Genomic DNA, 19,775 nt, shown 5'->3' on the forward strand with positions numbered 1-19,775 from the left:
GCATGAACAGGGGATGAGAGGGAGAAATGCGATGACCTGGCGAGTGATGACCGCAACCGTGCTGTTGATGGCGACCAACCTGTTCATCGGTGGCTGCGCCACCTCCAAGCCGCCACCGACGACGGTGGCACCGAACATCCCGGCGACCTACCTCATCGGCCCGGGCGACGAGCTGGAGATCTTCGTCTGGAACAACCCCGACCTGTCGGTCACCATCCCGGTGCGGCCCGATGGCAGGATCTCCACTCCGCTGGTGGAGGACATGCAGGCCGTGGGCAAGACGCCGACGCAGCTGGCGCGCGACCTCGAGGGCGCGCTGGGAAGCTTCGTCAAGACCCCGCAGGTCAACGTGGTCGTGCGCTCGTTCGTCGGTACCTTCGCGGAGCAGGTGCGCGTGGTCGGCAAGGCGGCGCAGCCCAAGGCACTGCCTTATCGTCGTGGCATGACCGTGCTCGACGTGATGATCGAGGTCGGAGGACTCGCCCCGGGAGCGGCCGGCAACCGCGCCAAGGTGGTGCGCAGTGCCGGTGGCCAGCACAGCGAGATCCGCCTGCGTCTCGATGACCTGATGAACGACGGCGACCTCTCGCAGAACCTCGAGATCCTGCCGGGCGACGTGCTCATCATTCCGGAGTCCCGCCTGTAAGGCGCCAGCCAGGTAACGTCTGATGGCCGAATCGAAAGCACCGCAGGCAATAGACCTCTCCGAGTTGGTGGACTTCCTCAAGGGAGTCCTGTGGGGCTGCTGGCGCTTCCGCTGGCCGGCGGTGGCCGTGGCCTGGGGGCTTAGCCTCGCCGGCTGGCTGCTGGTTTCACTGCTGCCGGACGTGCACCAGGCGTCCACGCGTGTCTACGTCGAGACGCAAAGCGCACTGCGGCCGTTGCTGCAGGGCCTGGCGGTCAATACCGACATGATGTCCGACGTGGCCATGATGGAGAGGGCCATCATGAGCCGGCCCAACCTCGAGCGGCTGGCGCGGGAGACGGATCTCGACATCCAGGCCAAGGACAAGGCGGCGTTCGACCAGCTCATCGGCCAGCTCCAGGCGAGCATCAAGCTCGAGCGCGATGGCAACAACATCGTGCGCATCTCCTACCAGAACAACGATCCACGCAAGGCACTGACCGTCGTCACCGCGCTGCTCAACAACTTCATCGAGGGTTCGCTCGGCAAGAACCGCTCCGACAGCAGCTCGGCGGAGAAATTCCTGGTCGACAAGCTCAAGGACTACGAGCGGCGCCTGAACGAAGCGGAGCAGCAGCTGGCGGACTTCAAGCGCAAGAACGTCGGCCTGTTGCCCGGTGAGGGCTCCGATTACTACGGGCGCATGCAGGGCGAGGTTTCCAAGCTGCAGGCCATCGAGGGGCGGCTGCGGGTCGCCCGCAACCGCAAGGCCGAGCTGCAGCGCCAGCTCGAAGGCGAGGAGCCGGTATTCGGGCTGGTGCCCGCCGACGAGAAGTCGAACCTGCTCAATGCACCGCAGGACCGGCAGATCGCGCAGTTCGAGCAGCAGCTGGCCGAGCTGCGCCTGAAGTACACGGAGACCCACCCGGACATCGTGCGCATCAAGCAGATGCTGGCGGAACTGCGCGCCGAGAAGGAAGCGGCCGCGAAGAACAGCGGGACCGCGCGCCGTGCCTATTCGCCGCTGGACCTCAATCCGGTCTACCAGCAGATGAAGCTGCAGCTGTCGCAGGTGGAGGTCGAGCTGGCGCAGATCCAGGCGGAATACGCCGACCAGTCCGCGGTGGTGGGCAGCCTGCGCCAGCGGATCGACACCATGCCGGCGGTGGAGGCGGAGCTCAAGCGCATGATGCGCGACTACGACATCACCAAGGCCCAGTACAGCGAGCTGCTGCGGCGGGTCGAATCCGCACGGTTGTCGGAGGATGCGGAGCAGAGCAAGAGCGATGTCACCTTCCGCATCATCGATCCGCCCTCGGTGCCGGCAGTGCCCATCGGACCGAAGCGGGGCCTGTTGATGACCGGGGTGCTGCTGCTGGCCCTGGTGGCCGGAATGGGGCTGGCGCTGGGCCTGAACTTCACGCAGCCGGTGTTCTACACCGGCAAGGACCTGGAGCGGCGATTCGGTGTCCAGGTGCTGGGCACCATCCGCATGGCGCGCACCGAGTTCGAAACCGCGGTGGCACGCCGTGGCTCGACCCTGGTACTCGCCAGCGTGGCGGCACTGGTGGTCTGCTATGTGTTGCTGCTGGTATTCGCCGCGGCCCCCGGCCACGTGGACCAGGAGCTCATCAAGGGAGCCATCGGATAATGAGCATCGTCGAGAAGGCCATCCAGAGGTCCCAGGCCGAGCGCGCGAAGGCTCCTGCGCCATCACCAGTGGTGGCCGAGGCGCCGCGCGGTGAACTGCCGCTGCCGACGGCGGCACAGGCGGTACCGCTGGCCGTGCGTGCCAGCCTGGCACTCGAGGCGTTCCCGGCGCTGGCCCGGGATTTCCGCTTCCTCAAGCGTCCGGTGCTGGCCCGTGTGTTTGGCCAGTCCCGCTCGGGCGCACGCCAGGGCAACGTGGTGATGATCACCAGTGACCTGCCCCAGGCGGGCAAGTCCTTCATCTCGCTGAACCTCGCCGCCAGCATGGCCACCGAGCGCATGATGAGGGTGCTGCTGGTGGACGCCGACCCGGTACGCCGTTCGCTCAGCACCCGTTTCGGCGTTGCCGATCGCCCGGGCATGCTGGAGCTGCTGGCGGGGGATGCGACGCGGCCCGCCGAGGTCATGCTGGCCACCGACGTCGAATCCCTCTACTTCCTGCCCGCCGGCCTGCCCCGTCCGGATGCGACCGAACTGCTGGCCAGCCCGCGCATGGCCCAGGTGCTGAAGGCCCTCGAGGACCCGAACCTCATCGTGCTGCTGGATTCCCCGCCGCTGCTGCTCTCCAGCGAGGGTCGCGTGCTGGCCGATCACGCACACCATGCGCTGGTGGTGGTGGAGGCGGGTCGCTCGACGGCCAGCGAGGTCAGCAACGTGCTGGCGGTGCTCAAGGGATCGGCAGCGGCGGTCAGCCTGGTGCTGAACAAATCGCCGGCACCGCCCGCGGCGCGACATGAAGAGTACTACTACAGTTACTGAGGAACGATGGCAGGCATGAGCATTTACCGCTGCGCGGGTCCGCGTTCCCTGGTGCTTCTGGCCGGCCTGCTGCCGCTGCCGCTGCTGGCGGCCAGCGCCATCCAGCCGTCGGTGACGGTCGCCGAGATCTACACCAACAACGTGGACCTGGCGCCCAGCGGGCAGGAAGAGGACGAGTGGGTGACACGGCTGGCGCCGCGGATCGAACTGATCTATGAGGGCGTGGGCTTGCAGGCCACCGCGGACTACACGCTGGAAGCCCTGTTCTATGCCAACGATTCCGACCGCAATGAAGTCTACAACCAGCTCAACAGCGCGGCGCTGCTCGACCTGATCGGCAAGGACCTGCAGCTGCGTGGCGCGGCGGTCATCAACCAGGTCAACCTGGCACCGGAACAACCGGTCAGCAACAGCAACATCAACACCACCGGCAACCGCAGCGACGCCACCACCTGGAACCTGGGGCCGCAGTGGCACCGTGATGTCCTCGGCAATTCCGAGATCGAGGGCTACGCGACCATCGGCCAGGTCAACTACGACGCCAGGGACTCGCAGGACGTCGACACCGTCAGCGGGCGATTCGCCCTGCAGAGCAGCCGCAAGCGGCGGCCAACGGTCGGCTACGAGCTGGCCTATGAATATGACAAGGTCGAGTACGAGCTGAGCGGTGACACGGTGGTGCAGACCGCCTACCTGCAACTCGGCTACCAGGTGAACACCGACCTGGAGCTGTTCGTCCTCGGCGGCCTCGACAACGACATCGAGGATCCCACCGACGACTCGCTGAGCGAGGGGCGCTGGGAAGCAGGCTTCAGCACCAATATCGGTGCCAGCCACATGCGCGCCGCGGTGGGCCATCGCTACTTCGGCCCGACCTACAGCTTCCTCTGGGAGCTGGAGGACTTCGATTCCACCTACCGCATCAGCTACAGCGAGGCGCCGACCACCTCCGACCTCACCGCAGTCAGCGAGATCCCCACGACACCCGCGACGGGCGGCGGCACGACGCCGACGCCACCGCCGGATTCGGACCTCGCCCGGCCCGGCAATCCCACGCGCTTCATCCTGCGCCGCGGTGATGCCCTCGGCAGCTGGCAGCTCCACCGCACCGAGCTGTCGGTGGGTCTGTTCTGGGAAGAGCGGCAGGACCAGGTGTTCGCCAGCGACCAGCTGGCCACCACGGCGGACCTGAGCAACGAGGAGTCCTACGGCTTCGATGCCGGCCTGAGCTGGGAGATCGGCGCGAAGAGCGTGGCTTCCCTCACGGCGGACTGGCGCCACCGCGAGTACAACGACCTGGAGGGTGCCGGCTGCGACCCGCTGGATCCGGCGCCCTGCACGCCGCTGGCAGCCGACGACGAGCTGACGCGGCTGATCGGGGCGATCGACTACACGCTCGGCCTGAAGACCGGGCTCGGTTTCCGCCTGGGATGGCAGCGTCGCGGTGGTGCCGCGGACGGCAGCAGCGATTACGACGAGCTGTGGGGCAGCGTCCAGCTGCTGCGCAAGTTCTACTAGCACAGGGGCGCGATCGCCCGGGAAGGTCGCGGCCGAGGCGCCGCCGGCCGTGCCTGGCGCAGGCGTGAGCGATGGACAGCACCAATTCAGCGCCGAATGCCATGTCTGTCGACGTGGAAGACTATTTCCAGGTGTCGGCATTTGCGCCCTACATCCGCCGTGATGCCTGGGACCGGCAACCGCAGCGGCTCGAGCACAACCTGCACCAGGTGCTGGAGATATTCGCCGAGCATCGAGTCGCGGCGACCTTCTTCTGGCTGGGCTGGGCGGCCGAGCGCTTCCCGGCACTGGTGCAGGCGGTGGCCGCGGCAGGCCATGAGGTCGCCAGCCATGGCTGGAGCCATGTGCGGGTGCACGAGCAGACACCGGCGGAGTTCCGCGCCGATGTCAGCCGCACCAAGGCGGTGCTCGAGGACCTGGCCGGTACGCCGGTGCTGGGCTACCGCGCCGCCAGTTTCTCCATCGACGGGCGCAACCTCTGGGCGCTGGACGAGCTGCGCGATGCCGGCTACACCTACAGTTCGAGCATCAACCCGATCAGCCACGACCACTACGGCATGCGCGAGGCACCGCGTTTTCCGTTCCGGCCCGGCAGCGGGCGGCTGGCGGAGATTCCCATCACCACGGTGGAGGTCTCCGGCCTGCGCCTGCCCTGTGGTGGCGGCGGGTACTTCCGCCTGATGCCCTATGCCTGGAGCCGCTGGGCCATCCGCCAGGTCAGCGAGCGGGAAGGGCAGCGTGCCGTCTTCTACTTCCATCCATGGGAGATCGATCCCGCGCAACCGCGGGTTCCCGGCATCGGCCTGAAGCCGCGCTTCCGGCACTACGTCAACCTCGATGTCTTCGAGGCCAAGCTGCGCCGCCTGCTCGGGGATTTCCGCTGGACGACCATGCGCCAGGCGTTCGCGCCGGAAATCGGCTGAGCGGAACGGCCACATGACGGACGGGCAGCACAGCGCGGCGGCGGGCGTCGCCAGGCCGCTCAGGATCGCGCACCTGGTCTATCGCTTCGACTGCGGTGGCCTGCAGAATGGCATGGTGAACATAATCCGCGGTCTCCCTGCCCATCTGTTTGAACACACGGTGATTTCGCTGACCGACTCGACGGAATTCCGCCGCCGCCTCCCGGACAATGTGCCGGTCGTGGAACTGCACAAGCCGCCGGGCAACAACCCGGCCTACCTGTACCGGATCTGGAAGATGCTGCGCACCGGGCACTTCGATGTCTTTCACACCCGCAACCTGCCCTGCCTCGAAGGCCAGCTGGCCGGTTTCCTGGCGGGCGTGCCCGCGCGCGTGCACGGCGAACACGGCTGGGACGTGTCCGACCTGCACGGCACGGCACGTCGCTACCGCCTGCTGCGCAAGGCCTTCCGGCCGCTGGTGGGCCGCTATGTCGTGGTCTCGCGCCAGCTGCAGGACTATCTGGACCGCGAGATCGGCATCGATCCGGCCCGCGTGAGCCGCATCTGCAACGGCGTGGATGCCACGCGGTTCCGGCCGCGGCAGGGCGGGCTGCCGCTGGAGCCTTTCGTGGTCGGATCCGTGGGTCGCCTCGAGGAGGTCAAGGACTACGAGACGCTGGCACGCGCCTTTGCGCTGCTGGCCGCCGAATCGCCGGTGGCGCCGCGGCTGCACCTGGTCGGCGACGGGTCCCGGCGCGAGGCGATCAGCGCTTACCTGCGGGGCCGTGGCCTGCTGCCCCTGGTCGAGCTGGCGGGCGAGCGCGCCGACGTGCCGGAGCAGATGCAGCGATTCAGCGTCTTCGTCCTGCCCTCGCGCGCCGAAGGCATTTCCAACACCATCCTCGAGGCCATGGCCAGCGGCTTGCCGGTGATCGCCACGGCCGTGGGCGGCAATGCCGAACTGGTGGCCGACGGCAGGACCGGGTTCCTGGTCCCGCCCGGCGATGCCGCCGCCATCTGCGAGCGCCTGGCCCATTACCGGGCGAACCCGCAGTTGCTCGCACGCCACGGCCAGGCTGCGCGGGAGCGCGTGCTCGGCGAGTTCAGCCTCGAGGGCATGGTGGCGCGGTACCGGGAACTCTACGAGCGGATGGCGGGCCAGCGCGGCGCGGCACCGCTGGCAGCCTGATCATGTGCGGCATCACCGGCATCTTCTCCTCGCGCGACGCGGCCCCGATCGACATGGACGCGCTGCGGGTCATGAACGACAGCCAGCGGCACCGCGGTCCCGACGACGAGGGCTTCCACGTCGAGCCCGGCGTCGGCCTCGGCCATCGCCGCCTGTCGATCATCGATCTCTCGACCGGCAAGCAGCCCTTGTACAACGAGGACGAGTCGGTCGTCGTGGTGTTCAACGGCGAGATCTACAACTTCATGGACCTGCGCCGCGAGCTGGAAGGCCACGGTCACCGTTTCCGCACCCGTACCGACACCGAGGTCATCGTGCATGCCTGGGAGCAGTGGGGGCGGGAATGCGTGCGGCGATTCCGCGGCATGTTCGCGCTGGCGGTCTGGGACCGCAACCGCAGCGAGCTGTTCCTGGCCCGCGATCGCCTGGGCAAGAAGCCGCTGTACTACAGCGTCCTCGCCGACGGCCGGGTGGTGTTCGCCTCCGAGCTGAAGGCGCTGATGCGCCATGGCGGCATCCGCCGCGAGGTCGATCCCTGCGCGGTGGAGGAGTACTTCGCGCTGGGCTACGTCGCCGATCCCCGCTGCATCCTCGCCGGCGTCAGCAAGCTGCCGGCCGCCTCGACCCTGGTCATTGCACGCGGCCGCCCGGTGCCGGCGCCGGTGGCCTACTGGGACGTGCGCTTCGCCAGCACCACCCAGGCCGGGACGGAGCAGGTGGTGGACAGCCTGGCCGAGCGGCTGCAGGAAGCCGTGCGCATCCGCATGATCGCCGACGTGCCCGTGGGCGCCTTCCTCTCCGGGGGCGTGGATTCCAGTGGCGTGGTGGCGATGATGGCGCGAGCCTCGGCCCAGCCGGTCAATACCTGCTCCATCTCCTTCGGCGACCCGGCATTCAACGAGTCGACCCACGCGCAGAAAGTCGCGGAGGCACTTGGCACCCGGCACTTCGTCGAGCAGGTGGACCCGGACGATTTCAGCCTCGTCGACCGCCTCGCCAGCATCTACGACGAACCGTTTGCCGACAGCTCGGCACTGCCCACCTACCGGGTCTGCGAGCTGGCGCGCAAGCACGTCAAGGTGGCCCTGTCGGGCGATGGTGGCGACGAGGTCTTCGGCGGCTATCGCCGCTACCGCTGGCACCTGCGGGAAGAGGCATTGCGCAACCTCCTGCCCTACAGCCTGCGCCGCCCGCTGTTCGGCCTGCTCGGCGCCCTGTACCCGAAGGCAGACTGGGCGCCGCGCGTGCTGCGCGCCAAGGCGACCCTGCAGGCGCTGGCGCGATCCAGCGTCGAGGCGTACTTCGACAGCCTGGCGATATCGCGCAATGACCTGCGCAGCAGCCTGTTCTCCCCGCGCCAGCGCTCGGCACTGCAGGGCTACGGCGCCCTGGACATCTTCCGTCGCTACGAGCGCGAGGCCGCCGGCCTGCCACGCCTGTCGCAGATCCAGTACATCGACATCAAGACCTACCTGGTGGGAGACATCCTCACCAAGGTCGACCGTGCCAGCATGGCCCACAGCCTGGAAGTGCGCGTGCCGATCCTCGACCACGAACTGGTGGAGTGGGCGGCCAGCCTGCCGCCGGACCTGAAGCTGCACCGCGGGGAGGGCAAGTACGTGCTCAAGCAGGCGGTGGCCCGCATGGTGCCGCGCGATGTGGTGTACCGGCCGAAGATGGGCTTCGCCGTGCCGCTGGCGCGCTGGTTCCGTGCCGAGTTGCGCGAGCGCCTGCGCAGCCGTCTGCTGGACGGAACGCTGGCGGACACCGGCCTGTTCAGCATGGATGTGGTGGAGCGGCTGGTGTCGCAGCACCAGTCCGGGCTGCGCGACCACAGCGCCATCCTCTGGTCGCTGCTGATCTACGAGAGTTTCAACCGCGAGGTCCTGGCGGCATGAACCGTACCGGGATCGACGCCGGGGGCTGAGCGCCATGTGCGGCATTCACGGCGTCATGGCCCTGGACGGCGCACCGCTGGATCCGGCGGTGGCCGCCCGCATGGGCACGGTCAGCCGCCACCGCGGGCCTGATGACGCCGGGCTGTTCGTCACCGACGGCCTGCTGCTCGGCATGCGGCGCCTGTCGATCATCGATCTCGCCGGCGGGCACCAGCCGCTGCACGATGCGGACGGCTCCATCCAGCTGGTCTGCAACGGCGAGATCTACAATTTCCGCGAGCTGCGCCGCGAACTCGAGGCGCGTGGCCGCCGCTTCGCCACCGGCAGCGACTGCGAGGTGCTGGTGCACCTGTACGCCGAGCAGGGCGAGGCCATGGTCAGCCGACTCGATGGCATGTTCGGCTTCGCCCTCTGGGACCAGCGTCGCCGCCGCCTGGTCCTTGGCCGGGACCGGCTCGGCATCAAGCCGCTCTATTACTGGCTGGAGGGAAACCGGCTCGCCTTCGCCTCGGAAATCAAGTCGCTGCTCGAAGTCCCGGGCGTGAGCGCGGAGATGGATTCCGCCAGCCTCGACCAGCTGCTCTACCTGGGCTACGTGGCCTCGCCGCGCACGCTGTTCCGCGGGGTCCGCAAGCTGCCGCCCGGCCACCTGCTGGTGGTGGAGGAGGGCCGGGTGGACATCCGGCCGTACTGGCGGCCGACTGCGGCGGCCGACCCTGCCCTGGGCGAGGCCGAGGCCCGCGAGGAACTGCGGGCGACGCTGCGCGATTCGGTGCGGGCGCAGATGGTGGCCGATGTGCCGCTGGGCGCCTTCCTCAGCGGCGGGCTGGATTCCAGTGCCGTGGTGGCGCTGATGGCCGGGGCGGGCAGCGGGCCGACGAAGACCTACTCGATCGGCTTCGACCTCGGTGCGGCCGGGGCGTACTACAACGAGCTGCCCGATGCGCGGCGCGTGGCGGAGCACTTCGGTACCGATCACCACGAGATCATCGTCCGGCCGGACGTGGCCGAGCTGCTGCCGAAGCTCATCTGGCACATGGACGAGCCGCTGGCGGATTCCGCCATCATCACCACCTTCCTGGTGGCCGAATTCGCCCGCCGCAGCGTCACCGTCATCCTCTCCGGTGTTGGTGGCGACGAGCTGCTCGGCGGCTATCGCCGCTACCTGGGACCCCACTACCTGCAGCGATTCAACCGCGTGCCCCGCTGGCTGCGGGAGGGCTGCATGGTGCCGCTGGCGCGATGGCTGCCCAGCGATCGCCACGGGCCCGTATCCAACCTGCTGCGCTATGCACGCGAGTTCATCAGCCATTCCTCCCTGCCGCCGCAGCAGCAGTACCAGGCCTACGTGCGGCTGTTCGATGCGCAGGCGCGCGCCGGCCTGCTCGCTGCGCCGCCGTCCAGCCCGGCACCGGATCCGCTGGCCGCCGCCTTCGCGCGCGTCGATGCCGCGGACTTCGTCAACGGCCTGATGCAGGTGGATCTGGAGACGCAACTGCCCGACGACCTGCTGCTGCTCACCGACAAGATGACCATGGCCTGCTCGCTGGAGTGCCGCGTGCCCATCCTCGGCAATGCCATGGTCGATCTGGCGCTGCGCCTGCCCTCGTCGCTGAAGATCCGCAACGGCCGCCTCAAGCACCTGTTCAAGTCGGCGATGGCGGACCTGCTGCCGCCGGAGACGCTGGGCAAGGCGAAGCGTGGCTTCGGGGCGCCCATGGGGGCATGGCTGAAGAAGGAGCTGCGCCCGCTCATGCAGCTGACACTGTCGCCCGAGGTGGTGGCGCGCCGCGGTCTGTTCCGGCCCGCGGCCGTGAGCGAGGCCATGGCGCTGCACGAGAGTTCGCGGCGTGACTACTCCGATCACCTGCAGTGCCTGATGAACCTGGAGATCTGGTCGCGCATCTACCTCGATGGGCGCAGCCCCGCCGATGTCTCGCTGGAACTGGCCGACGGCCTGAGGACGCGGGTGGCGGCATGAAGGTGCTGTTCGTCTGCCACCGGTTTCCCTACCCGCCGATCCGCGGCGGCAAGATCCGCCCGTTCAACATCATCCGCCACCTCGGTGCCCAGGCCGAGGTGACGGTGGCATCCCTGGTGCGCTCCGCAGCCGAGCGTGCGGCCGGGGAGGGGCTGGCGGCCCATTGCAAGCGGTTCATCGCCGAACCGGTGGGCAGCTTTGCTGCCGGCCTGCGCATGGTGGCGAGGTTGCCGACGCCGGCACCGTCCTCCTTTGGCTACTTCCATTCGCCGGGCCTCGCCGCCCGCATCCGCGCCGAGCTCGCCACGGGAAGCTACGATCTGGTGTTCGTGCACTGCTCCTCCGTGGCACCCTATGTCGCGGGCCATACCGGGGCCGTCAAGGTGCTGGACTACGGCGACATGGATTCGGAGAAGTGGGCCATGTACGCGCAGGAGCGGCCGTTCCCGCTGTCGGCGGGCTACTGGCTGGAGAGCGTCAAGCTGCGCCGCGTCGAGCGCGAGCTGGCACGGCGCTTCGATCTCTGCACCTGCACCACGCGCGCCGAACTCGACACCCTGGAGAGCCTCGGCACGGCCAGGCGCAGCGGCTGGTTCCCCAACGGCGTGGACACCGGGTTCTTCCAGCCGTCCGTCACGGCATACGACCCGGATCTCGTGTGCTTCTCCGGGCGCATGGACTATTTTCCCAACCAGCAGGCGGTGGAGCGTTTCGTCGGCAACGTGCTGCCGCTGATCAGGGCACGGCGGCCGGCGACGCGCTTCGTGGTGGTGGGCGCGGAGCCGCCGCCATCGATTCGCCGCCTGGCCGGGCAACCCGGCATCACGGTCACCGGCACGGTGAAGGATGTCCGCCCGCATGTGCAGCAGGCGGCGGTGAGCATTGCGCCGCTGGACGTGGCACGGGGTACGCAGAACAAGATCCTGGAGTCGATGGCGATGGGCGTACCGGTGGTGTGCACCAGCCTGGCGGCCCGGGGCGTGGACGCGGAGCCGGGGCTTCACCTGCTCACGGCCGACGAGCCGGCCGACTTCGCCGCGGCGGTGCTGTCGCTGCTTGCCGACCCGGGAAAGCGGGCCGCGATGGCGCAGCGCGGGCGGGAGCGGGTGCTCAGCCACCATAGCTGGGCGGGATCGCTGCGCAAGCTGGACGGCCTGCTTGCCGAGGCGCTCGGCGCACGCCGGGCCGCGGTGGCCTGAAGGCGGCACCATGCGCATCCTGCACGTCCTCGACCACTCGCTGCCACTGCACAGCGGCTATGCGTTCCGCAGCGCCGCGATCCTGCGCGAGCAGCGCCGGCTGGGCTGGGAGACGGCGCAGCTGACCGGGCCGAAGCATGACCTCGAGGCCCCCGGCGATGGTGCGCCGGAGACGATTGACGGCATTGGCTACCAGCGCACAGCGCACAGCGCGGCCTGGCTCGGACGCCTGCCGGTCGCCAACCAGCTCGACGTGGTGGCCGCATTGCGCCGCCGCCTGCGCGAGGTGGCCCGCGACTTCCGCCCGCAGATCATCCAGGCGCATTCGCCCTGCCTGAACGGCCTGGCGGCGCGGGCCGTGGCGCGGGAACTCGGCGTGCCGTTCGTCTACGAGCTGCGGGCCTCATGGGAGGACGCCGCGGTCAGCCATGGCACGACCACGGAGGGCAGCGTGCGCTACCGGCTGTCGCGGGCACTGGAGACCCACGTGCTGCGCACGGCGGATGCGGTGACCACCATCTGCGAGGGCCTGAGCGCCGACGTGCAGGCGCGGGGCGTGGCACACGGCCGCATCACGGTGATTCCCAATGCCGTGGACCTGCAGCATTTCAGTGCGACGCTGGCAGCCGACCCGGCGTTGCGCGCGCGATTCGGCGGCCCGCAGGCGCGCATCATCGGCTTCATGGGCTCCTTCTACGCCTACGAGGGGCTCGATGTCCTGCTGCACGCCATGCCGGAGCTGCTGCGGCGGCTGCCGGAAACGCGGCTTCTGCTGGTGGGGGGCGGACCCGAGGAGGCACGCCTGCGGCAGCTGGCCACCGCGCTCGGCCTGGATGCGGTCGTCAGCTTCACCGGCCGGATCCCGCAGCGCGAGGTGCCATCCTACTACGCGATCACCGATCTCCTGGTGTACCCGCGCCATCGCAGCCGCCTGACCGAGATGGTGACGCCGCTCAAACCGCTGGAAGCGATGGCACAGCAGCGCCTGGTCGCTGCATCGGACGTCGGCGGTCATCGCGAACTGATCGCCGACCGCAGCACCGGATTCCTCTTCCCGCCCGAGGATCCGCAGGCACTGGCGTCCGTGGTGGCGGGCGTGCTCGCGCGCCGCGACCTCGACGAAGTGCGCCAGCGTGCGCGGCGCTTCGTGGAGGACACGCGCACCTGGGCCCGGGTGGTGGCACGGTATGCGCCACTCTACGAGCAGCTGCGCGGGGCGGGCCGCATGGCTGCCGCAGCCGGAGCCGGAGCCTGAGATGCTGCGCACCACGGCGATCCGCTCGGTCGAGGCGCTGACCCGCCTGCAGCGGGGTGGCGGGCGCCTGCTGGTGCTGATCTACCATCGCGTGCTGCCGGCACCGGACCCGATGTACCCCTACGACCCGGATGCCGCGGTCTTCGCGGCGCAGATGACGGCGCTGGCGCGTGATTTTCGCGTCCTGCCGCTCGGCGCTGCCGTCAGGCAGCTGCGGGCCGGCACACTTCCGCCCGGTGCGGTATCGGTCAGTTTCGACGACGGCTTCGCCGACAACGCGACCTGTGCGCTGCCGGTGTTGCGCCGGCTGGGGTTGTCCGCCACCTTTTTCATCGCCACCGGCTACCTCGATGGCGGCTGCATGTTCAATGACTTGGTCATCGAGGCCTGCCGCCGCGCGCCGGAAGGACGCTGGCGCACCGGGACGGCGGAGCTCGGTGACGTCGAGGTCGGCGCCGCCGCCAGCCGCTGTGCGCTGGCCTACCGGCTGATCGCGCAGCTCAAGTACCTGGAACCGGCGCTGCGCAGCGCCTGTGCGGCGCAGCTGCTGGAAAGCCTGCGGGTCCCGCCACCCGCCGCCATCATGATGACGCGCCAGCAGGTCAGGAGCCTCGGCGAGGCAGGCATGGAGGTCGGCGGCCACACCCGCAACCACCCGATCCTGGCCCGGCTCGATGAACGCTCGGCGGAGCGCGAGATCGCCGACGGCAAGGCCGAGCTCGAGGCCATCATGGGCCACGGCGTCAACCTGTTCGCCTATCCCAACGGCCGCCCGGACCAGGACTACACCGCCCGCGACGTGGAGCTGGTGCGCCGCGCAGGCTTCACCGCCGCCGTGTCGACAGAACCGGGCTATGCCGATGCCCGCTCGGACCCGCTGCAGCTGCCGCGGGTGGGCTCATGGGGAGACCGCCTGTGGCGCTACTCGGGGCGCCTGGCGCTGGCACGCCGCGGTACGCGTGGTGCCGGATGCAGCGGCAACGCCGGAGCCGGCAGCCATGCGTGACCTCGCCATCACGTTCATCGTCTTTGGCTCGCTGCCGTTCATCCTGGCGCGGCCCTGGATCGGCATCCTCATGTGGAGCTGGCTGGGCTACATGAATCCCCACCGCCTGGCCTTCGGTTTCGCCTATTCCTTCCCGTTCTCCGAGGTGGTGGCCGCCGCGACGTTCATCGGCCTGGTCTTCGCCCGTGACCGGCGCTGGCTGCCGATCAATGCGGTGACCGTGACCTGGCTGCTGTTCATCGCCTGGATGACCACCACCACCTTTTTCGCCATCGATCCGGTGGAAGGCTGGGCCGGCTGGGACAAGGCCATGAAGATCCAGCTGTTCGCGCTGCTCACCGTGATGCTCATCCGCACGCGCGAGCGGCTGGTCGCGCTGGTGTGGGTGATCGGCCTGTCGCTGGGCTTCTACGGCCTCAAGGGAGGCCTGTTCGTGCTGCGTGGCGGGGGTGAGTGGCGTGTGTGGGGGCCACCCGGCACCTTCATCACCGACAACAATGCCCTGGCCTTGGCGGTCATCATGGTGCTGCCGTTGCTCTGGTTCCTGTTCGGCGCCACCAGCCGGCGCTGGCTGCGCTGGCTCATCGCTGCCGCGATGATCCTCTCCTGTGCCTCGGTGCTCGGCTCGCATTCCCGTGGCGCCGCCCTTGCCGGCGGCCTGATGGTCTGCTTCCTCTGGCTGAAGGGATCACGCAAGGGACTCATCGGCATGGCCATCGCGCTGGTGCTGCCGGTACTGGTGCTGAGCATGCCGCAGAAGTGGTTCGACCGCATGGGCACGGTGTCGAGCTTCGAGCAGGACACTTCGGCGCTCGGCCGCCTGCATGCCTGGCAGTTCGCCATCGAGATGGCGGTGCAGCGGCCCATCGGCGGCGGTTTCGGCAGCTTCACCGAAGAGAACTACCGGCGCTTCGCACCGGACGTGGTGCGCGAGATCGAGGGTCTCGGCGACACCCGCTTTCAGGAGGCCCACAGCATCTACTTCAAGGTTCTGGGCGACCACGGGTTCCCGGGGCTGATCCTGTTCCTGGCGCTGGCGGTGGCGACCTACCGCTCGGCCGGCTCGGTCATCCGTCAGGCGCGCGACTCGCCGCAGCTGCAGTGGGCGGGCAACCTTGCCGCCATGGCCCAGGTCAGCATGGTCGGCTTCGCCATCGGCGGCGCCTTCCTCGGGCTGTCGTACTTCGATCTCTACTACCACCTCGTCGCCATCATCGTCGTGCTGCGTTCGGTGGTGGATGAAACGGTGATCGAGCCCGTGCCTGCCGTGGTCGAGGCGGCGCCCGCGGCGACCGACGCCCAGGTGGCGGGCAGCTGATGCCAGGCCAGCCGGCAGCGGGCGCGACGGTGGCTGCCGCGACGGCACCGCGGATCGCGGTGCTGAGTTCGCTGTTTCCCAGCTCCGAGGAGCCGGTTGCCGGCATCTTCATCCGCGAGCGCATGGGGCGCGTCGCCGCGCAGCTTCCGGTCACCGTGGTGGCGCCGGTGGGCTGGTTTCCGATGCAGGGGCTGATCCGCCGCTTCCGCCCGCATTTCCGCCTGACCCGGCCGGTGGATTCCCGTGACGGCCCGCTGCAGGTGCTGCGGCCGCGCTACTGCTCCATTCCCGGGCCCATCCTGCTCGACGGGGCTGCCATGGCGGCGGCCTGCACCCCGGTGCTGCGCCGGATCACCGCGGGCGGTGGCAACTGGGTCATCGATGCCCACTTCGCCTATCCGGACGGCTATGCCGCGAGCCTGGCCGCGGCCCGACTCGGCCTGCCGTACACCATCACGCTGCGCGGCACGGAGCAGCGCCACAGCCGGATGCCCGCCATCCGCCGCAGGATGGTGGCTGCGCTGGGCGGCGCGAGCCGGGTGTTCTGCGTATCGGAATCCCTGCGCCGGCTGGCGCTGGAGCTCGGCACGAGGGCCGATCGCGCCGTGGTGGTGCCCAACGGCGTGGATACCGCACGCTACTTCCCGGTGGAACGCGAGCTCGCACGGCGCCGCCTCGGGCTGCCCGTCGATGCCCGCGTGCTGGTGACGGTTGGTGGCCTGGTGCGTCGCAAGGGCTTTCACCTGGTCATCGGCCGGCTTGCGGAGTGGCGTCGCCGCTGGGGCAATGTCGTCTATCTCGCCGTGGGTGGCGCCTCGCGCGAAGGCGACGAGGGAGCCGCGCTGCGCGCCCAGGCGCGGGAGGCCGGCGTGGCCGAGCATGTGCGCTTCCTCGGTGCCTTGCCGCCGGAGGAGGTGCGGGTGCCGCTCTCGGCGGCCGATGCCATGGTCCTCGCCAGCAGCAACGAGGGCTGGGCGAACGTGTTGCTGGAGTCGATGGCCTGCGGCACGCCGGTGGTGGCCAGCGATGTCGGCGGCAACCGCGAGGTGGTGGCGAGCGCGGTGGTCGGCGAGGTGTTCGACCTGCAGGACGCCGGGGGCCTGGATCGCGCGGTGGGCGAGGCGCTGTCGAAGGCCTGGGACCGCGAGGCCATCGTCGAGTACGCGCGCTGCAACTCATGGAATGCCCGGGTGGAGCAGCTGGTGGCGGAGTTCCGCGGCATTGCGCAGGCCGCCAGCGTCGCATGAGCCTCTATACGCGATTCGCCTCCGGCCTGCTGTTCCCGCTGCACGAGCGGCTCAAGGGTCATGGCAGCGTCGCCCTGCGTCGCGAACTCGAGCGCAGCCAGTGGCTGGATGCCACCGCCCTGGAGCGCCTGCGCGAGGCCCGGCTCGGGCAATTCCTCATGCGCGCCTCGCGCAGTGTCCCGTACTACCGCGAGCTGTTTGCGGCGCAGGGCCTGCGACCCGCGCCATCCATGCCGCTGTCGGCGCTCGCCAGCCTGCCGATGCTGGACAAGCCCACCATCCGCGCGCAGGCACAGCGGCTCAAGGCCGCCGACGCGGGCCCGCTCAAGCCCTACAACACCGGCGGCTCCAGCGGCGAACCGCTGCGCTTCTGGATCGACCGCGAGCGCGTCAGCCACGATGTGGCAGCCAAGTGGCGCGCCACTCGCTGGTGGGGTGTGGACATCGGTGATCCCGAGATCGTCGTCTGGGGTTCGCCGATCGAGCTGGGTGCCCAGGACCGGCTGCGCCAGCTGCGCGACCGCCTGCTGCGCACGCAACTGCTCTCGGCCTTCCAGCTCGACGAGGCGACGCTCGACCACTACCTGCGAGTGCTGCAGCAGGTGCGCCCGCGCATGCTGTTCGGTTATCCCACGGCGCTGGCCGGCATCGCCGCGCACGGCGCGGCGCGCGGCATGGCGCTGGACGCGCTCGGCATCCGCGTCGTGTTCGTCACTTCCGAGCAGCTGTTCCCCGACCAGCGCGAGCGCATCGCCAGGGCCTTCGGCTGCCCGGTGGCCAACGGCTACGGCGGCCGCGATTTCGGCTTTGTCGCGCACGAGTGCCCGTCAGGGCGCCTGCACCTGTCGGCAGAGGACATCATCGTCGAGATCGTCGACGCCGAAGGCAGGGTGCAGCCCGCCGGGACGGCCGGCGAGGTGGTGGTGACCCACCTGCGAACCCCGGGCTTCCCGTTCATCCGCTATCGCACCGGTGACATCGCCGTGCTGGACCCGGCGCCCTGCAGCTGCGGGCGGGGCCTGCCGGTGTTGCGGGAGGTGCAGGGGCGCACCACGGATTTCGTCGTGACCACCAGCGGGGCGAAGGTGCATGCGCTGGCGCTGATCTACGTGGTCCGCGACCTCGAGGGCATCCGCCAGTTCCGCATCGTCCAGCAGGCGCGCGACCGGCTCAGCCTGGAGCTGGTGCGCGACCCGGGATTCCGCGAGGCGCTGCTGCCGGAGATCGAGCGGCAGTTCCGCCTCCGGCTCGGTCAGGACCTGCAGGTGAGCTTCCGCTTCGTGGATGCGATCGCCCCGGCGAGCTCCGGCAAGCACCGCTACGTCGTCAACGAGGTTCCCCCCGGCTGAGGACGTGCTGGCCGCGGTTCAGAGGTGCTGTGCGGCCAGCCATTCCTCCAGCATGAACAGCGTCCACATCAGGGCGCCGTAGTACACGGCGTGCTCGGTCTGCTGGAGCCGCAGCAGGTCGTCGATGAAGGCCGGCTGGATGATGCCGCGCCGGCCGAGTGCCTGCAGCCGCCCCTGCACGCGATCGCGCAACACCGGGTCGCCGTTGATCCACAGGCCGACCGGAACGCCGAAGCCGTGCTTTTCCTTGTTGATGACCTCCGCCGGCAGGAAGCCGGCGAAGGCTTCCTTGTAGAACTTGCGCAGCTCGCGCAGCGTGAGCTTGGCGCTGCTCGGGACGCGGGTGGAGACCGCGGCCACGCGCGGGTCCAGCATCGGGAAGTGCACCGAGACGCTAGCGAGGTCACAGGCCATGCGCACCTTGCGCAGGTCGTTGTCGGCGAGCGTCAGGGCCCAGTCGAGGTAGAGCATGCGGTCGAGCGCATCGCCCGTGGCGGGCTCGGCATAGACGGCGCGGGCATAGGCATGCGGTGCGTCCGGGTCGATCTGCCGCAGGAACTCCGGTGTCAGTACGCCGGCCGGATCGTTGCGCACCAGCAGGTTGTAGCTGAACAGCCGGTCGGGCAGCGGCACGCGCGCCTGGTCGACGTAGCTGGCCAGCTTGCGCAGCGGCCCGGGCGCGCGACGGCTCAGCGCCGCCAGCGGGTCGACCGCCACCGTGCGCAGCCAGGCCGGCAAGCCGCCGTAGAGGTTGAACACCGACTGCTTCTGGTAGCGCTCGTTGCCGGCGAACAGCTCGTCACCACCATCGCCGGCCAGCAGCCGGCTGATGCCGGCATCGCGCGCGAACTGCGCGCAGAGGTAGGCAGAGACGGCCGAGGCGTTGCCGAAGGGCTCGGGGAAGGCACCGATCACGCGATCGAGGCAGGCCGTGACATCGGCGGAGTGGATGCATTTCTCGTGCAGGTCCAGGCCGAAGTGGCGGGCCGAGATGCGGGCGTAGCGGCTTTCATCGTAGTCCGGTACGTCGAAGCCGATGGTGAAGGCGCGCACGCCGCTGCCGGCGTGCCGTGCCGCCAGGCCACACACGCTGGAGCTGTCGAGGCCGCCGCTGAGGAAGCAGCCCATCCCGGGCAGGTTGGCGACGCGACCGACGGCAGCCGAGATCGCCTCGAAGCTCTCCTGGCGCAGCCCGTCGAGTGCGGTGTCCGTGTGCCGGAACCCGGGCTGCCAGTAGCGTCGCAGGCTGCTGCGGCCGTCGCGCCAGCTGAGGGTGCTGGCCGACGGCAGCTTGTGCACGCCCTTGAAGATGCTGCGGCTTCCGGGAACGACGTTGAAGAACAGGTAGTCGAACAGCGCCTGCGGGTCGATCGCCCCCGCGGCGCCGGCGCGCCGGGCAACCCAGCCGAGGTCGGTGCCGAAGGCCAGGCCACCGGGCACGCTGGCGTAGTAGACCGGCACGGAGCCGAAGGCATCGCTGGCCAGCACCAGGGAGCGGCTGGCGCTGTCCATGGCGAGCAGCGCGAACTCCCCGCCGATGGTCGCCAGCGCCGGGCTGTCGCCGGCGGCGGCACGCGCCAAGGCGGGGGCCGGATCGTCGCCGCCGGCCTCCGTTCCGTAGGGTGCGCCGACGCAGGCGTAGAACGCGCCGGCTGCTTCATGCGACCGCAGGCGTCCCGTCGTGGCCGAGGCAAACCACTGCAGGCCGTGGAGTGAACCGCTGGCGTGGCTGGCCTGTCCGGCCATGGCGTCTGGTCCGGGCTCCAGCGCCTGGCCAGGCGCCGGGTCGGTGATGCAGCCGATCAGGTAATCCATG

At 69.5% G+C, this 19,775-nt stretch carries 15 protein-coding genes; 14 read left to right on the forward strand and 1 reads right to left on the reverse strand.

Going from position 1 to position 19,775, the window contains the following annotated elements; genetic code table 11:
* Positions 1–31: 31 nt before the first annotated feature.
* From HRU81_03620 to HRU81_03685, 14 genes are all read left to right on the forward strand, one after another.
* Complete coding sequence (locus HRU81_03620; GenBank protein ID QOJ31260.1) at positions 32–646, forward strand: polysaccharide biosynthesis/export family protein; 615 nt, start codon at positions 32–34, stop codon at positions 644–646.
* Positions 647–668: 22 nt separating this feature from the next.
* The gene (locus HRU81_03625) at positions 669–2,276 is read left to right on the forward strand and encodes a hypothetical protein (protein QOJ31261.1); all 1,608 of its coding nucleotides are present in this window, start codon (positions 669–671) and stop codon (positions 2,274–2,276) included.
* Complete coding sequence (locus HRU81_03630) at positions 2,276–3,094, forward strand: AAA family ATPase (GenBank protein QOJ31262.1); 819 nt, start codon at positions 2,276–2,278, stop codon at positions 3,092–3,094. The genes HRU81_03625 and HRU81_03630 overlap by 1 nt, the downstream gene beginning before the upstream one ends.
* Positions 3,095–3,109: 15 nt before the next feature.
* Positions 3,110–4,612, forward strand: coding sequence for a TIGR03016 family PEP-CTERM system-associated outer membrane protein (locus HRU81_03635; protein QOJ31263.1), 1,503 nt, complete (start codon positions 3,110–3,112; stop codon positions 4,610–4,612).
* Positions 4,613–4,683: 71 nt separating this feature from the next.
* Positions 4,684–5,535, forward strand: coding sequence for a DUF3473 domain-containing protein (locus tag HRU81_03640; protein ID QOJ31264.1), 852 nt, complete (start codon positions 4,684–4,686; stop codon positions 5,533–5,535).
* Between the two features lie 13 nt (positions 5,536–5,548).
* On the forward strand, positions 5,549–6,706 hold the full coding sequence (locus HRU81_03645; protein QOJ31265.1) for a TIGR03088 family PEP-CTERM/XrtA system glycosyltransferase: 1,158 nt from the start codon (positions 5,549–5,551) through the stop codon (positions 6,704–6,706).
* A 2-nt stretch (positions 6,707–6,708) separates the two neighbouring features.
* Entirely contained in the window at positions 6,709–8,604 is a 1,896-nt protein-coding gene (locus HRU81_03650) for an amidotransferase 1, exosortase A system-associated (protein QOJ31266.1), read from the forward strand.
* 34 nt (positions 8,605–8,638) lie between these two features.
* Positions 8,639–10,585 (forward strand): asparagine synthase (glutamine-hydrolyzing), encoded by a 1,947-nt coding sequence (gene asnB / locus HRU81_03655; protein ID QOJ31267.1) that lies wholly within the window; start codon positions 8,639–8,641, stop codon positions 10,583–10,585.
* A complete protein-coding gene (locus tag HRU81_03660) occupies positions 10,582–11,784 on the forward strand; it encodes a TIGR03087 family PEP-CTERM/XrtA system glycosyltransferase (GenBank protein ID QOJ31268.1) in 1,203 nt (400 codons plus the stop codon). Before asnB ends, HRU81_03660 begins: the two co-directional genes overlap by 4 nt.
* 10 nt (positions 11,785–11,794) lie before the next feature.
* Complete coding sequence (locus HRU81_03665; GenBank protein ID QOJ31269.1) at positions 11,795–13,039, forward strand: glycosyltransferase, exosortase A system-associated; 1,245 nt, start codon at positions 11,795–11,797, stop codon at positions 13,037–13,039.
* 1 nt (position 13,040) lies between these two features.
* Positions 13,041–14,045 carry a polysaccharide deacetylase family protein gene (locus tag HRU81_03670; GenBank protein ID QOJ31270.1) on the forward strand — a complete coding sequence of 335 codons (1,005 nt, stop codon included), beginning with the start codon at positions 13,041–13,043 and terminating at the stop codon, positions 14,043–14,045.
* Positions 14,038–15,363, forward strand: a complete 1,326-nt coding sequence (locus HRU81_03675) for a putative O-glycosylation ligase, exosortase A system-associated (protein QOJ31271.1) — start codon at positions 14,038–14,040, stop codon at positions 15,361–15,363. Before HRU81_03670 ends, HRU81_03675 begins: the two co-directional genes overlap by 8 nt.
* The gene (locus tag HRU81_03680; protein ID QOJ31272.1) at positions 15,363–16,610 is read left to right on the forward strand and encodes a glycosyltransferase; all 1,248 of its coding nucleotides are present in this window, start codon (positions 15,363–15,365) and stop codon (positions 16,608–16,610) included. Before HRU81_03675 ends, HRU81_03680 begins: the two co-directional genes overlap by 1 nt.
* Positions 16,607–17,959, forward strand: a complete 1,353-nt coding sequence (locus tag HRU81_03685; protein ID QOJ31273.1) for a phenylacetate--CoA ligase family protein — start codon at positions 16,607–16,609, stop codon at positions 17,957–17,959. Before HRU81_03680 ends, HRU81_03685 begins: the two co-directional genes overlap by 4 nt.
* 18 nt (positions 17,960–17,977) lie before the next feature.
* On the opposite strand, the gene HRU81_03690 is transcribed toward HRU81_03685, so the two are convergent.
* Positions 17,978–19,774, reverse strand: coding sequence for an asparagine synthase (locus HRU81_03690; GenBank protein QOJ31274.1), 1,797 nt, complete (start codon positions 19,772–19,774; stop codon positions 17,978–17,980).
* Position 19,775: the final 1 nt, after the last annotated feature.

It is taken from the genome of Gammaproteobacteria bacterium (assembly GCA_015709695.1).
In the GTDB taxonomy this organism is placed as follows: domain Bacteria; phylum Pseudomonadota; class Gammaproteobacteria; order Steroidobacterales.